At 63.0% G+C, this 13,998-nt stretch carries 16 protein-coding genes; 10 read left to right on the top strand and 6 right to left on the bottom strand.

The annotated features are described in order from the left end of the window. Window positions 1-615: 615 nt before the first annotated feature. Window positions 616-1,263 carry a polysaccharide deacetylase family protein gene (locus NXY83_RS09765; RefSeq protein ID WP_258805901.1) on the top strand — a complete coding sequence of 216 codons (648 nt, stop codon included), beginning with the start codon at window positions 616-618 and terminating at the stop codon, window positions 1,261-1,263. A gap of 276 nt (window positions 1,264-1,539) precedes the next feature. On the opposite strand, the gene NXY83_RS09760 is transcribed toward NXY83_RS09765, so the two are convergent. The 3 genes from NXY83_RS09760 to NXY83_RS09750 form a co-directional block, all read right to left on the bottom strand. Continuing rightward, a complete protein-coding gene (locus NXY83_RS09760; RefSeq protein ID WP_258805899.1) occupies window positions 1,540-1,977 on the bottom strand; it encodes a VOC family protein in 438 nt (145 codons plus the stop codon). Between the two features lie 192 nt (window positions 1,978-2,169). Beyond that, window positions 2,170-2,412, bottom strand: coding sequence for a YegP family protein (locus NXY83_RS09755; RefSeq protein ID WP_258805897.1), 243 nt, complete (start codon window positions 2,410-2,412; stop codon window positions 2,170-2,172). Between the two features lie 141 nt (window positions 2,413-2,553). Continuing rightward, on the bottom strand, window positions 2,554-2,853 hold the full coding sequence (locus NXY83_RS09750; RefSeq protein ID WP_258805896.1) for a hypothetical protein: 300 nt from the start codon (window positions 2,851-2,853) through the stop codon (window positions 2,554-2,556). A 454-nt stretch (window positions 2,854-3,307) separates the two neighbouring features. Here NXY83_RS09750 and NXY83_RS09745 point away from each other — a divergent pair, with 454 nt between their 5' ends. Both NXY83_RS09745 and NXY83_RS09740 read left to right on the top strand, forming a co-directional pair. Further along, window positions 3,308-4,354 (top strand): hypothetical protein, encoded by a 1,047-nt coding sequence (locus NXY83_RS09745; protein WP_258805894.1) that lies wholly within the window; start codon window positions 3,308-3,310, stop codon window positions 4,352-4,354. Between the two features lie 322 nt (window positions 4,355-4,676). Then, the gene (locus NXY83_RS09740; protein WP_258805893.1) at window positions 4,677-5,864 is read left to right on the top strand and encodes an FAD-dependent monooxygenase; all 1,188 of its coding nucleotides are present in this window, start codon (window positions 4,677-4,679) and stop codon (window positions 5,862-5,864) included. A gap of 224 nt (window positions 5,865-6,088) precedes the next feature. Here NXY83_RS09740 and NXY83_RS09735 read toward each other — a convergent pair whose 3' ends face one another. The 3 genes from NXY83_RS09735 to NXY83_RS09725 all read right to left on the bottom strand — a co-directional run bounded on the left by NXY83_RS09735 (window position 6,089) and on the right by NXY83_RS09725 (window position 8,782). Further along, a complete protein-coding gene (locus NXY83_RS09735; RefSeq protein WP_258805892.1) occupies window positions 6,089-6,889 on the bottom strand; it encodes a CPBP family intramembrane glutamic endopeptidase in 801 nt (266 codons plus the stop codon). Window positions 6,890-7,160: 271 nt separating this feature from the next. Beyond that, window positions 7,161-7,853 (bottom strand): DUF2993 domain-containing protein, encoded by a 693-nt coding sequence (locus tag NXY83_RS09730; protein ID WP_258805891.1) that lies wholly within the window; start codon window positions 7,851-7,853, stop codon window positions 7,161-7,163. A gap of 191 nt (window positions 7,854-8,044) precedes the next feature. Next, window positions 8,045-8,782: a hypothetical protein gene (locus NXY83_RS09725; RefSeq protein WP_258805890.1), complete on the bottom strand. Its 738-nt coding sequence runs from the start codon at window positions 8,780-8,782 to the stop codon at window positions 8,045-8,047. 303 nt (window positions 8,783-9,085) lie between these two features. On the opposite strand from NXY83_RS09725, the gene NXY83_RS09720 reads away from it, so the two are divergent. The 7 genes from NXY83_RS09720 (at window position 9,086) to NXY83_RS09690 (ending at window position 13,989) form a co-directional block, all read left to right on the top strand. Then, the gene (locus NXY83_RS09720; protein ID WP_258805889.1) at window positions 9,086-10,006 is read left to right on the top strand and encodes a DNA/RNA non-specific endonuclease; all 921 of its coding nucleotides are present in this window, start codon (window positions 9,086-9,088) and stop codon (window positions 10,004-10,006) included. Window positions 10,007-10,062: 56 nt separating this feature from the next. After that, on the top strand, window positions 10,063-10,206 hold the full coding sequence (locus NXY83_RS09715; RefSeq protein ID WP_258805888.1) for a hypothetical protein: 144 nt from the start codon (window positions 10,063-10,065) through the stop codon (window positions 10,204-10,206). A 232-nt stretch (window positions 10,207-10,438) separates the two neighbouring features. Then, complete coding sequence (locus NXY83_RS09710) at window positions 10,439-10,660, top strand: hypothetical protein (protein WP_258805887.1); 222 nt, start codon at window positions 10,439-10,441, stop codon at window positions 10,658-10,660. Between the two features lie 109 nt (window positions 10,661-10,769). Further along, window positions 10,770-11,834 (top strand): spore photoproduct lyase family protein, encoded by a 1,065-nt coding sequence (locus NXY83_RS09705; protein ID WP_258805886.1) that lies wholly within the window; start codon window positions 10,770-10,772, stop codon window positions 11,832-11,834. Window positions 11,835-11,987: 153 nt separating this feature from the next. After that, on the top strand, window positions 11,988-12,632 hold the full coding sequence (locus tag NXY83_RS09700; RefSeq protein WP_258805885.1) for a biotin transporter BioY: 645 nt from the start codon (window positions 11,988-11,990) through the stop codon (window positions 12,630-12,632). Window positions 12,633-12,640: 8 nt separating this feature from the next. Continuing rightward, entirely contained in the window at window positions 12,641-13,369 is a 729-nt protein-coding gene (locus NXY83_RS09695; protein ID WP_258805884.1) for an energy-coupling factor ABC transporter ATP-binding protein, read from the top strand. Beyond that, window positions 13,366-13,989 carry an energy-coupling factor transporter transmembrane component T family protein gene (locus NXY83_RS09690; protein ID WP_258805883.1) on the top strand — a complete coding sequence of 208 codons (624 nt, stop codon included), beginning with the start codon at window positions 13,366-13,368 and terminating at the stop codon, window positions 13,987-13,989. The genes NXY83_RS09695 and NXY83_RS09690 overlap by 4 nt, the downstream gene beginning before the upstream one ends. Window positions 13,990-13,998 lie beyond the last annotated feature (9 nt).

The following is a 13,998-nucleotide window of genomic DNA, read 5'->3' as shown; positions in this document are numbered from 1 at the left end:
GCCTCCCTCTGCGTTTGAGGTAGAAGTGCGCATACCGGGGGTCACCCCTGACCCGACGGCCTGTGCGGACGGGAAGCTTCTGCCCCACGCAGCGGGTTAAGCCGACTCAACCCGTCCCAGTTCCTTAGAACTGGATGCTCCTGGTGCGCACCCCCCGGGATTTGGAAACCGGGGAATGCCTCGTAATCGTGTTGCTTCGTCAGTTGTCCAAATTCCCGCCACAAACAGCGGCCATAACGTAACTTTTCCGAACAAAATATATGGTTTGCATAGAGCAGGGCCCGCGCTCTTTGCTTGGCGAACGGGCAGGGGAAACCATTGGGGGACAAACTCGTCATGCATCAAAAGATCAATAATCCGCAGCGCCGGGCGTTCCTCCTGTCAGCTACGGCTTTGCTGCTCTCCGGATGCAAACCCGGCGAGGCCAGTGACGCGATAACTTCAGCGCCAAAGCTGTCAGTTCCTGTGACTCCTACATCGTCCGTCGCTGCACCAGTTCCTGACGTTTCCCCAGGGTCCCGGCCATCCATCCCTGATCCTGGGCCGAATCCGACGGGCCGGTCGCAGGAACAAATAGATGCCGAATTTTCTGAGCGTCGCCCTTCCTATTGGGGGTTGCAGGCGCCCAACGTCCTCCAGATCCTGCCAGATCCTGCCGCGGGGATCGCGTTGACGCTGGACTTTTGCGGCGGGCCGGGAGGCAACGGAACCGACCATGCGGCCCTGGACACGCTGAAGCGCCTCGGGATTCCGGCAACGCTGTTCCTAAACGCGCGGTGGATCCACCACAACCAGACCTTGGCACAGGAGCTCGCGGCCGTGCCCCACTTTGAACTGGCCAACCACGGAACCCGCCACGCGCCGCTGAGCGTGAACGGTAAGTCCGCCTACGGGATCGCCGGAACGCAAAGCAGCAGTGAAGTGTACAAAGAGGTCATGTCCAACGACGACCTCCTGACGGAAATCACCGGCAAGCGGCCTCGCTTCTTCCGTCCCGGCACCGCTTACCTTGACGACGTCGCGGCCGAGATCCTTCTCGCCCTCGGCGTGGTTCCCACCGGATTCAGCATCAACGCCGACGCCGGGGCGACCTACCCGGCATCAGTGGTTGCCGCCGAAACGGCCAAAGCCCGCCCGGGCGACATCATCATTTCCCACGGAAACCATCCCGGATCGGGAACGGCTGCCGGATTCTCGGCAGCTATCCCGGTCCTGCTGGACAAGGGCTACGCCTTCACCACCCTCGGCGCCGCCCTGTCCTGATTGCTCAGCGGCGAGGGCTTTTCACGCCGCCCTCGCCGGCGCGCTTGCCCGTGCGCCCGACGTCGTCGTGTACCACCCCAGGTACGATCCTGGCGCGTTGCGCGGACGAGAAAAAATGGAGACCACCGCAACCGCAGCGGTGACTGCGGCCAAGAGCTTAGTGATAGCCATAGTCCATCGCCTCTCTGCGAACCTTTTACGCCAGGCTAACGAGGAGATGTCTTCTGGCTCATGGTTGAATCAATGGCAGCTTGCAGTTCGTGGAACGGCTTACGGTCAGCTCTTGTTCAGTTCCTGGGCGAGCATCACAATGATGCCGCTGGGACCGCGAACATAGGTGAGCTTGTAGAGGTCTCCGTATGTTGCCACGCCCCGCAGCGGGTGACAGCCGTGCCTCGCGGCGATCTCTAGAGCGTCGTCGATGTCATCGACCAGGAAGGCAACCCGGTGCATGCCGATCTCATTGGGCAGGGTGGGCTTCGTCTCGATCGCCTCGGGGTGGATGTACACGAAGAGCTCGAGGCGACAGTTGCCGTCCGGCGTCTGAAGCAAGGCGATGTTGGCATGGTTGCCGTCGAGGCCGACAGCGGTGTCGGTCCACTCTCCACTGACCGTGTCACGGCCGAGGACGGTGAGCCCGAGGTCGGTGAAGAAGGCGATCGTCGCTTCGAGGTCGCGGACTGCGATGCCGACGTTCTCAAGTTTGATGGCCATGCGCACACCTTACCAAGTAGCGGCGACGTCTTCCCGGGATTCATGCACATGATTGCGGGAGTATTTTTCGTGCTGATCGGGACCAAACGCCGGTGAATAGGGGGGCGTGAATCCCTTTTTTATGTCCGAGAATGTGAAGTTGTGCCAACACAACGGTGCCGACCCGGAAAGCCGGGTCGGCACCATGAGGGACTACTGCTGATGTCTCTGCGACCGCGGTCGATTTCCTAACGTCGGCCCGGTCAGCCCTGAAGGGGTACATTGATCATTAATCAATCCCGTGCCAGCGCACTCGCGCAGGTCCTGGATGCCCTGCACAGCGGATTCCTTGTCGGGGTAGCGCCCCGAAACGGCCAGGACCAAGCCGGCTGGCGATTTGAGCCTGAATGCCTTCTGGGCATCCTCGTCGTTGAAGAGTTCGAATATTCCGGCCATGGTTTCCCCCTTAAGCGCCCGAGGCGAGTGACCTCGGGCTTGCTTCACCAATGAAAACGCAACCTTGCGCCCCGGCCCCCCGGCATCCCACCGTACACGGGAACCATTCGCTCTTGAGTAGACAGGTAGGTCTGGACGCGCTTATGAAGAAGCCTCACGATTCGCCGTGTTATGTCCGTCAGCGGCCAATATGGCATCAAGCTGGGCAAACTGATGTGCCTGAAAAGCCTTATCAGCTTTTGCGTTGGTGCTCTCGAGCAGCGGTATGTCCAGGCTGGCGTTGCATCCTCGACAGCGAATCTCGTCCGTCCAGACCCAGCTGTATGCCGCGTGTCTTTCCTGTACCCATTGCATCGCTTCGGTGATTGCTTGCGTCCTGGCTGCAAAGTGCGCTGCGACCTCGTTGCTGAGGCTTGTACCAATCTCGATGTCGATGCTCATCGTGCCTCTTCCGTCGTCCCCGATGGTGCTGTCGACAGTAATGGGTGTTGCACCGGGAAGGAACGACCCGAAGGTCACGGTTGCCTAACCCTTCAGGCAGCCATCGGTAGCCGATGGGTAGTCGAAGCAGTCGCTGCTCGGCTTGCCGGCTGCCGTGGAGACCGGCCAATAAAGCTTGACGACGAGTCTTCGCGGTATCGGCACGCCCTGTTGAATCAGACCGTTCGCGCTCCAACCGCTGGTCAAAACAGTCGCTTTGAAGACGACTCCTCGCGGCGACGGCGCAATGAGGAATATAATCACCCCATGCTCTCTGCGCGTCGATTTATCTGCCCCCGACCGGATTCCGGTCGCGAGGGCTCTCAGGCGCGCGCCTAAGTCCTGGCGCCGGATTTGAGTCGGGGAATGAACCCGCCACTCAAGCCCGAATACAAGGACCACAATGCTCTCCTATATGAGTACCGATGAGCTTCACGATGCTTTAAGAATCCCGGATCTCTCGAATCCGGACCAGCAGCCGCACGCGATACAGGCACTCCTGCAAAACACCATCGACGCACTCAGTCGACGATGGAAAGTGCCAGTACAAACCATCCGACACAGCCCACTCGTAAGCGTCGAAGACAACTACGATCGCTTGGGTTTCAACAAGTCCGACGTGACGCGGGACCAAAGGTACTCCCGCTATGTCAGCCCAACGGTCATGCTGCGCAGCCACACGTCGTCCTCAATCCCGTCGCTGCTGCGCGTCCAGGAACCCGGTGAATCTTTGGACGAACTCTGGGCTATCCCTGGCCTGGTTTACCGGCGCGACTGCATTGACCGGACCCATGTGGGAACTCCGCATCAGGTTGATCTCTGGCGCGTCAGCTCGCAGAGGCAATTGGGTTCCTCCGACCTGCAAGAGATGGTCGCAGGACTGGTTCATGCGGTGCTGCCAGGTGCGCAGTGGCGGTCAGTCCCAGCAGTTCACCCGTACACAACCGAAGGCATGCAGATTGACGTCCTGATGGATGGGCAGTGGCTTGAACTCGCAGAATGCGGGCTAGCTGCACCGCACCTCTTCTCCCACGCCGGCCTGGATCCCGAACGATGGTCCGGCTTGGCTCTAGGCATGGGCTTGGATCGCGCCTTGATGCTTCGCAAGGCCATCCCCGACATCAGGCTACTTCGATCCACCGATGTCAGGGTTGCGCGGCAAATGCTGGACCTGTCCCCATGGATGCCTGTCTCTCAGATGCCTGCCATTCGCAGGGATCTCTCCATCGTCGTTCCTGCGGACACCGATGCGGAGATGCTCGGGGACCGGGTGCGAACGGCATTAGGCGCACAGTCTGAAGACCTGGAAAAGGTTGAACTTTTAGCCCTTACTCCCAGCAAATATCTTCCCAAGTCAGCACGGGAACGGCTTCGCATCCGCGATGGGCAGGCCAACGCGGATGCGAATACGCCTGGTGCTGCGTCCCCTTGCGCGGACACTGACCGATCACGAAGCCAATAAGATCCGGGACGATGTCTATCTGGCCTTGCACGAGGGACCAGTAAGGGAGCTTATCGAAGGATAGAACCTTCAAGCTGGAGTGGGCCGGTCCATGCGGGCTGCCCCACAGCTCGATAAAGAAAGCCCTGGATGGGCCCTGACTCAACTGATCCCACCTCGCTGACGCGGCACTCCCTGGAGTAACTCCCGGTGGGCCACCGCTCCTGTGAGGCTCTGGACAGATTTCGGGCAAAGAATTATCAATGACCCAGCAGATCTGTAATAACCTGCAACTCCTCCCGGGCTCCCTCGGCCCGGCTGATTTGATTGATCGGGACAGGACATGAAGGCAGTGGTTGTCGGCGCGGGCATTGCAGGCCTCGTGGCGGCCCGCCAGCTCGGTGTGGCCGGTTGGGAGGTAGAGCTCCTGGAAAAATCGGCTGCTCCTCGTTCCGATGGCTACATGATGGACCTTTTTGGTCCAGGGATCGAGGCAGCGGAACGGATAGGCCTCTACTCCCGGCTGGCAGAACGGGCCTACCGGGTCGAGGCCTTTGAGTATGTCGACGCAGCAGGACGCCCAACTTCCAGCCTCGACTATGACCAGTTCGCCCGGCTGGCCGGCGGGAAGGTCCTGAGCCTGCTACGCCCGGACATGGAACGAGCTGCCCTCGACGCGTTCGACGACGTGGCCTCCGACCGGGTGCGCGTCCACTACGGTGCGCCCATATCCCAGGTATGGAGTGAGGACGACGGCGTGCGGGTCGCCGTTGATGACCTGCCGCAAGGGACACTCGCCGCGGACGTCCTTATCGGCGCTGATGGACTCCACTCCAAAGTGCGCTCCCAGGTGTTCGGGCCGGAGGAAGATTACCTGCGCCCCCTGGGCATGCGCGCTGCCGCATTCATCGTTCCCGAACCGCTCCTGAATGCCAGATTTCGGAACCGGTTTGTCCTCACCGACAGCATCGATCGACTGGCCGGGTTTTACAGCCTCCGCGCGAATGAGGTGGCGGCGTTCATGGTCTACAGGGATGCCATAGGCGCCACAAGCCATCTGCCGTCTGAGACGCCCCAGGAGCGGCTGCGTCGAGAGTTTGCAGGACTCAGCCACGAGGTCGACCGGCTCCTTGAGCTGTGTCCCGAGCACCCATATGACGATGTCGTGGCTCAGATACGCATGCCGGTCTGGCAGAAGCAGCGAACCGTTCTCATTGGCGACGCCTGCGGAGCAGTGTCACTCCTTGCAGGTCAGGGCGGTTCGCTCGCCATAGCCGGTGCCGCGTTACTGGGCGACATCCTCGCCCCCGCAGCCTCACCCGAAGGGTTCAGCTCCGCACTCACCGAATTCGAGAGGCGCTGGAGACCCGTCGTGGAAGTGGCCCAAGCTGCCGGGAGGCGCGCTGCCTCGTCGTTCCTTCCCGCAAACAGGGCCCAGCGCCTCCTGCGCAGGTGGATCATCAGGGCAACGCATGTGCCAGGGATCGACCGGCTGGTCGCCAAACAGATTGCGGGCAGGGCTGCCAAGTAGGCCCCATCGACGCATTCAATAGCCGGAAGGTGTCGAGAGTTGCCTAGGGCAAATGGCCAGTGCCGCGATCTCCGCCGCACCTGACTCCGCCCGTTAGTGTCAGCTCGATATATGTGGACGCCGGCAGTACCTCTGGTGAAAAACCGTTGCTGTCCGGCGCGCCCGCGTGGCACCATCCAACATGACCAAATACCTCATTTCCTTCCCGAGCGAGGCCATGGTGCTCACCGGGATGTGCGGATGTCCGGTTCCCCTCCGGCGGGTGCCGGCCTTGAACGGGAGGTGCGGGAGGCGGTCGCCGCGGCAGTCACTCCCAGCAGGAGGATCAAGGCGGCAATCTGCTGCCATTCGCCGTCGAACACGTCCAGTTTTGTTGACGCGGAGGCGTTGAACGACGCGTGCAGCAGCCCCACTATGAACAGGCTGTACCCCGTTCCCACATAGGCGATTCCCATGAGCAAACGGAAGAACGGGGCGAAAAGGAACAGGACTGCCCAGGAAACCGCCACGTCTGTCCAGGACGTGCCGGAGAAGCCCCTCTCGGCGAAGGCGAAGGGCAGATGGATAAGTGCGAACGGAATAGCGGTCAGCAGGGCAGCAACGGCAGGTCCGCGCCGGTCCATGAGCCGGTGCTGCACCACGCCAGTCCACGCGAGTTCCTCCCAGATGTTACCCAGCAGCGCACCGATGATCAGGGTGTTCAGCAGATAGTTGCCTATCAAGGGCGTCCAGCCGCCACCGGGCGGGTGAAACGTTCCTGTGGCCATAGCAATAAGCACCGTTAGCGCGGGAAGGGCCAGCACCGCTGCCACGTACCACGCCGGGGCCACCCTCCAGCGGAACGCCCGCCGGAACAGCTCACGGACGGCTGGCCGGCCATCTGCGGCCCCCGTGACCAGGATGGCCGTTCCCAGCAGTATCAGCAGCTCGGCGAGGATTCCCGGCAGGATGTTCCCCAGCAGCAAGAGGGACAGGATCTGGCCGGTCCACGACAAAGAGATGGCGATGACCACGAACGCTGCCACCGGATGCTGTTTGATGATGGATAGTGGAGCGCCAGAAGAACCGGGCGAGTTCATTAGCGGTACCGCCGTTCAGATTTTCCGGTTGGAAGGGCACCGCAGCGGATGCCGCCACGTGCCGAAGAAGCGCTGAGCCGCTGACGTGGGAAACAGCACCATTCTCTGCCCTCGAAAGACTGCGGACAAGCAAAAAGTATGGATAGACCGCTGCTCAATTCGGTCTGGGATGGGGCGCTGCCAGTTGGAGGTCCCCTGGCCGGACCGGGCCGTGTAGTTACGGGACGAGCTTGACGTTCTCGCCTTGCAGGTTGGCACGAAAGCCGTCGTCCTGGACTGCGACGTTCTGGAGTACCAGGCCCTCGGGCAGGCCCTCGATGTCGTGTTCGATGGTTACGAGCCCGCGCACGACGGCGGCGACGGCGCCGGAGAGGAAGTCCGGCCCGCCGATGTCGATCGACCGCGGCACCATGACGAGTCTGCCGGCCTCGACCTCCACGGTGCCGGTGGCCGTGACCTGCAGTTCCCGGCCCAGGACCTCGACGGTGCGGATCACCACGGCCTGGCCACTGTCCGCGGCCCGGACCACGGTCCCGTTGCCGAGGTCGTCGGCGACAACCCCAAACGGCACGGTTGCGTCCACAACGAGCCGTGCGGCGTCCAGCCCGTCCGGCCCCGCGACCACATCCTGCCCAACGGCCCGGACGTCGCGGAGCGTCGAGCCCGCGGCCACCACTGTCCCAGCGTCAAGCGCAAGGTCGGCGAGCCACACCTCGTCCCCGCCCAGGTCGGCGGGAGGTTTTGTGCCCGGCTGGCGCTCGGCCCCCATTGTCGGCGATGGCACAGGCACTGCCCCGCCCGCGTCAGCCGGGTCGCTCACCACCCACCAAAGGATCACCACCACGATTCCCAAGACGAGGACCATCCCAGCAGCACCGATCAGCCAGTCCTTCACACGAGTCCACTTCATTAGGACAGTCTGATGCCTCGCTGCCCCGGGGCGCGAGAGCGTGAAGCCGATGACACCGCCGGGACATAGTGTCCTTCCGCGGGGCAGGCCTTAATGTCTTCGCCATGCCATCGGCTTCCAAACGGAGGGAGCCCGGATACGGATACTGGTATATGGCCGGGCCCGCCTGTTCCATCCGGCCGGGGATACGGTCAGCCTGCGGCGAGGGCTGTGTTGACGAGCTGGGCCAGTTCTGGCGCGTCGTCTGCCGAGACTGCTCCAACGGCGCCGCTCTTCATTACGGTGACCGCCAGGTTCCCCTTAGTTCCCGAGACGGTGATATTGCAGACCTGTTTCTGCCCTGTGGGGGTGGTCTGTACGGTCAGGGCAGCCAGAGACTTATCGGCCTGCACGGGGACGTCCAAAGGTTTCAGCTCATTGGTGACCTTCTCCCCCTTCAGCTCGACGGTGTACGTCGAGCAGTCATTTAAGGCCGCTGCACTCTTCTCGAACTGGGCAGTCATCACCGAAAGGTCTTGGACCGCGAACACTGTCAGGACGGTCGCAGTTTCGGCTTCCGCCGCCAGGCTCGCCCCGGCAGCGTAGGTGCTGCCCTCGGGAACCTGGGTGTTGTTATCGATCAGCACGCCACAGGCCTCAGGGGTGATGACGGCGGTTTTGAGCATTTCCCGGGCTGCTATCAACCCCTGGTCTATCTGGGCGGCCGGGACCACAGTCAGGGCCTGCCCCTGGGCATCCTTTAGTCCGGCGACAATTGATGTGAGGTCCTCGTTGGTGTAGGTCTTCGCCGCCTGTGAGGTGGCCGGCGCGGGCGAGGTGGCAGCCGCTGGCGGCGGGGTGGTATTCGTTTGGCCGGAGCCGCCGCAGCCGGTGAGGCTTATTGCCGCTGCTGCGATGGCAAGTGTCGCTGGTGCGATTCTTCTGTGCATGAGTGGTTCCCGTCCCCTTGGGCCGGTCTGCCTGCGGACTTCGCAGGCGCATCCCGGAACCGCACCATAGATGGCGGAAAGACCGCGCCTTAGCCGGCCTACCCCGCTGGCGCGGTTGCTCAGAGCCTACGACTGGCAGGGAGACGGGACCATAGCCGCCACTACCTGTCTTTCCTGGCCCCTCACCACCTGTTTAGTACGAAGAACCCCTCCCGAGATGACCTTAAAGCGTTGCTCCGTGCACGCCGCTCGGCTGCCGGCCTGGTTCACGTCACTGTCACCTGCTGCTGTTAGGGTCGGGGCATGGATGAGCTCCCGCTGACAGAGACCACCGCTGCGCCCGCCCGTGACCTGTCCGGCCGGGCCGGGTTCGACACCAACTTCCTCGGCCCGGCGGTCCCGATTCCCGTGTTGGCCGGCGTGGAGACGGTACTGCTGCCCTACACGCACTTCTCTGTTCTCATGCGCCTTGATAAACGGCTCGCCGCGGTGACCGCCCTTGGCATCGATGGTGACAAGCTCATGGACCTGGACAGGTCCGGCATCCAATGGCGGCTTGATCCCCGGCTGGCCGAAGACCAACAGACCGGGGAACGTGTGTACGCTCGCAACGACATTGACCGCGGCCACCTGGTCCGCCGGGCCTCAGCAGTCTGGGGTGATACCCGGGCCGAGGCAGCCCAGGCCAACGAGGACACCTTCCACTACACCAACGCCGCCCCACAGGCAGCGAAGTTCAACCAGGGACTGGACCTTTGGCTGGGGATGGAAAGCTACCTGCTGGACAACGCCGCGGACCATGGCCGCCGGCTCATCGTTTTTACCGGTCCCATCTTCAGTGAGCTGGACCCGGTGTACCGCGGCGTCGACATCCCCCTGCAATTCTTCAAAGTGGCCGCATTTTTGCACGACGGCAATCTCGCTGCCACCGGCTACATCGTGGACCAGACACCCCAACTGGGCGAACTCCCGGACATTCAACGCCCCGGCGTCACCGGTGACGCTCCCCCGCTGGGCCCGTTCCGCACCTTTCAGGTACCCATCCGGGACATTGCCAGCCTGACGGACCTGGATCTGGAACAGCTGGTGGACGTGGACCGGATGCCCACCGCATCCGCCCTGCCGACGGCCCGGGCCGACTCCACCTGGCGCCGGCTGCACTCACACGAGGATCTGGACCTGGATCTCGGCCCGGCTTGGAACAACGGGCGCGACGACGGTTAGCCCCGCCGCGTGTCCGAGTGACCGAAAGCAGGGGGACTCGCCTAGGGTCAAGAGCCATGGAGCGCGATAAGTCCGGGGAGCTTGAAGGGCAAACATCGGTTAACGAGTTGCTCGACGAACCGATCGGTGCCGCCCCCATCCAGTTGACACTGCCGATCCTGGTACAGATCCGCCCCGGTGAATTCAGGCGCCTGCCCTGACCTCGAACCTGATCCCGGCGGCACAAGCCTGGCGCCAGGAGAACCAGGAAACGTTAATCCGGACTGCCTGAAGAGCGACCGGGGAAGCGAGTGAGGCCTCCCGGACGCTATTGCTCATGATTCGATCAAGAGCATTGATCGCCTAACCGGCAAGGTCTAGCGTCAGGTCCATGGCTCCATCATCACGTTGGAAGGACAGCCATGGGGCGGGAACCGAAAGGTAAACGGACTGATGCAGCAGCGGCACTTCCCTAGCGTGGGTGGACTATTTGCAGGAGGGCTGATCCTGGTCATGTCCCTTATCGCTCAGCCTGATGATCAAAGCTGGATGGCGGTAAGGGACCTGTTCATCACCTTCAGTGCTGTCTTCACTGCAGCCAACACGGTGGGGCTTCTGGAGGTGCGTAGGCGGCAGCGAGAGACACCGGAAGTGTTCAACAAAGAGGCCACCTAGGATTCCCCGAACTCGAGGCCAAGCGTCTCAATAGACAACTGTGTACGGCACCAAGATGCCGTGGGCTTAATCGCCCCCGGCATCCAGGGCGTCTTGGGAGAATGGAGCCATGGACTTCAACCGGCTGCTGCAGATCCGGCGCATCTACGCGCAGCCTGCTGCACTGGAGCTTCCCCGGGGCAAGGAGGTCGTCGAACGCTGGCCGGACGCCGAGGTCGTGCTTGTCGACAACCACTGGAACATCCCGGACGTGCACGGCGATGAAACGAACGTGCCGCGCTGGTCCCGGATCAAGACGGAGGCGCTGGTCCTCGGCGTCAAGAAGGCGTTGACCGTCAAGCCGAACGGCAGATCCGCGGACTTCATTGCGCCCTCCACCGCGAACGGCTGCGCCATGGCATGCGCCTACTGCTACGTGCCCCGGCACAAGGGCTACAGCAACCCGGTCACCGTCTTCGCGAACATCCACCAGATTGCCGGGGCGCTTGAGCGGCACGTCAGGCGCCAGGGCATGAAACTGGAGCCCAACCAGTGTGATCCGGAACTGTGGGTCTACGACATTGGGGAAAACAGCGACTGCTCGGTCGATGCGCTGATCAGTGACAACGTGGAGGATCTCGTCACGCTCTTCCGCGAGCTGCCCACCGCCAAGCTGTCCTTTGCCACCAAGTACGTGAACCCGGCAATGCTCCGCTGGGACCACGGCGGTCACACCAGGATCCGCTTTTCGCTCATGCCCGCGGATTTGGCGAAGTCGATTGACGTCCGGACCTCGCCGGTAGCTGACCGAATGGGCGCAATCAACGACTTCGTCGATGCCGGGTACGAGGTGCACGTGAACTTCTCCCCCGTCATCATTACCGACACGTGGCTCAGGGACTGGGAGGAACTGCTGCGTCAACTCGATGCCACCCTGACACCCGCCGCAAAGGCCCAGCTCGCGGCGGAAGTCATCTTCCTGACCCACAATGAGCGGCTCCACGAGGTCAACCTGGGATGGCATCCCCGGGCCGAGAACGTGCTCTGGCGTCCCGACCTCCAGGAATCGAAGGTCTCGTCCAACGGCTTCACCAACGTCCGCTACCGTTCCGGAACCAAGGCAGGTTATGTGCGGCAACTGGCCGCCCTGATCGGGAAAATCACGCCCTACTGCCGCATCCGCTACGCATTCTGAACTGTCCCGTGACGGACACGGTGGTCACCGTTGTGCGCAGCCGTCAGCACCAGGCGCCGGCTTTAGTAGGCCCCCTACAAAATGCGCCCTGTTCCACCCCGGTAGCGTCGGCAGTACACTACATTCCGTTTGTACAACCCCGACAGGACCGCCATGAGCAAAACTGACACCGCCGTCAAAAACACCCTGAACGCCCCGCGCCGCCGCTGGAACGCGACGGACCTGGGGCTGATTGCCGTCTTCGCCGCGCTGGTAGCCGGCTCCGCCCTGGTGCCGGGGCTGGCCGTGAACGGATTCGGCGTCCCCATCACCTTCCAGACCCTTGCCGTGATGCTCACCGGCCTGGTGCTTGGCCCGGGAAGGGGCTTCGCCGCCGTCGGGCTTTACGTCCTCCTGGGCCTCGCCGGCCTGCCCATCTTCAGCCAGGGCCGCAGTGGCCTGGGCATCCTGGCCGGACCCTCAGCCGGTTACATCATCGCTTTCCCCATTGCTGCAGGGATTGTGGGCTGGCTGGCCACCGTTGTGATCCGGCGGACCATCAAAGCCCGCGCACTCTGGTTCTTCCTCGCTGCCACGGTCACCAGCGTGGTGGTGGTGCACTCGCTGGGAATCCTTGGCATTGCGCTCAACACCAAGGCGACCCTGGGCCAGGCGTTCCTGAGCGACCTGGTTTTCTATCCCGGTGACATCATCAAGAACATCCTTGCGGCCGTCATCGCCGTCGCGCTCCACCGCGCCTTCCCGGACATCCTGGTGCGCCGGGTAAAGCGCAGCCTCCCCCAGCCTGCAAACGCCTAGGATTCTCCATGCCCGAAGTGACGTTTGACCAGGTTGCCGTGGCCGTGCCGGTGGACAACCAACCGGTGCCCAAAGTCCTCCTGGCGGACGTGGACCTGCAGCTCACGGAGCAGCGGGTAGGAGTCATTGGCGCCAACGGCTCCGGCAAATCCACGCTGCTGCGCCTGGTCAACGGCCTTGTTCAGCCCAGCTCGGGCAATGTCTCGGTGGACGGCGCGGACACTGTGCGGGCCGTCAGGGCTGTGCGCCGGAACGTCGGCTTCGTGTTCACGGATCCTCTATCCCAGCTGGTCATGCCCACCGGGCGGGAGGACGTGGAGCTGTCCCTCCGCCGCTCCGTGAAGAACGGAACGGAGCGTCGCAGGCTGGCTGAGGAGGCGCTGGACCGCCTGGGCCTGCTGGACCTGGCAGACCAAAGCATCTATGAACTGTCCGGCGGCGAGCGGCAACTGATGGCCCTCGCCGCGGTGCTGGCGGTGGCCCCGACGGTGCTGGTCCTGGATGAGCCGTCCACCCTGCTCGATCTGCGCAACCGGGAACTTCTGCGCAGGACCCTGGCCGGCCTGGAGCAGCAGATCATCATGTCCACCCACGACCTTGAGCTGGCCCTCGAAATGGACCGGGTCCTCGTGATCGAAAAGGGCAAAGTCGCCTTCGACGGCGCGGCTGCGGATGCCGTTGCCGCCTACCGCGCCCTCTGCATGGACGGCCTGGAGATCAGGGAGCCCAATCGATGAGGGGCCATGGCTTCCTGCTGGCCAACTATGTCCCGGGGAATTCCCTGGTCCACCGCTCACCGCTGGCATTTAAGTTCCTGCTGGTGTTTGCGTCCGGCCTTGCGTCGTTTGCCATCGTGGACTGGCGCGTCTCCCTTTTGGTGCTCGCCGGGCTTTGCGGCCTGTTCCTGCTGACGGGAGCGGGCGTGAAAAGACTGTGGGGCGCGGTCGGCCCGCTCGCCCCGGTCCTGCTGGTGATCGGGCTCTTCCAGTGGTGGCAGCTGGGGGCACCAACGGCGGCCCGGATTGTCCTGAACATCCTCGTCTGTGTGGTGGCTGCCTCCCTGCTGACCGCCACCACGCCTGTGCAGCAGCTCCTGGATGGCGTGGTCAAAGCGGCCGGCCCCTTCAAGCGGTTCGGCGCCGATCCTGAGCGTTTCGCCCTCACCATCGGGATCATGCTCCGCAGCATCCCGTATATCGTCGGAACATTCGCCGACGTCCGGGACTCCGCACGGGCCAGGGGCATCGACCGCAATCCGCGGGCCCTGGTCCTTCCGGTGTTCATCACTTCCGTGGCTTTTGCCCGCCAGACGGGCGAGGCACTGGCCGCCCGGGGCCTGGGCGAAGCCGAGGATTGACCTTCCGCC

Origin of the sequence: Pseudarthrobacter sp. NS4 (assembly GCF_024758005.1) — a bacterium.
In the GTDB taxonomy this organism is placed as follows: Bacteria; Actinomycetota; Actinomycetes; order Actinomycetales; family Micrococcaceae; genus Arthrobacter.
Note: the sequence above shows the minus strand (reverse complement) of the source record. Positions and strands in the feature narration are given on the sequence as shown.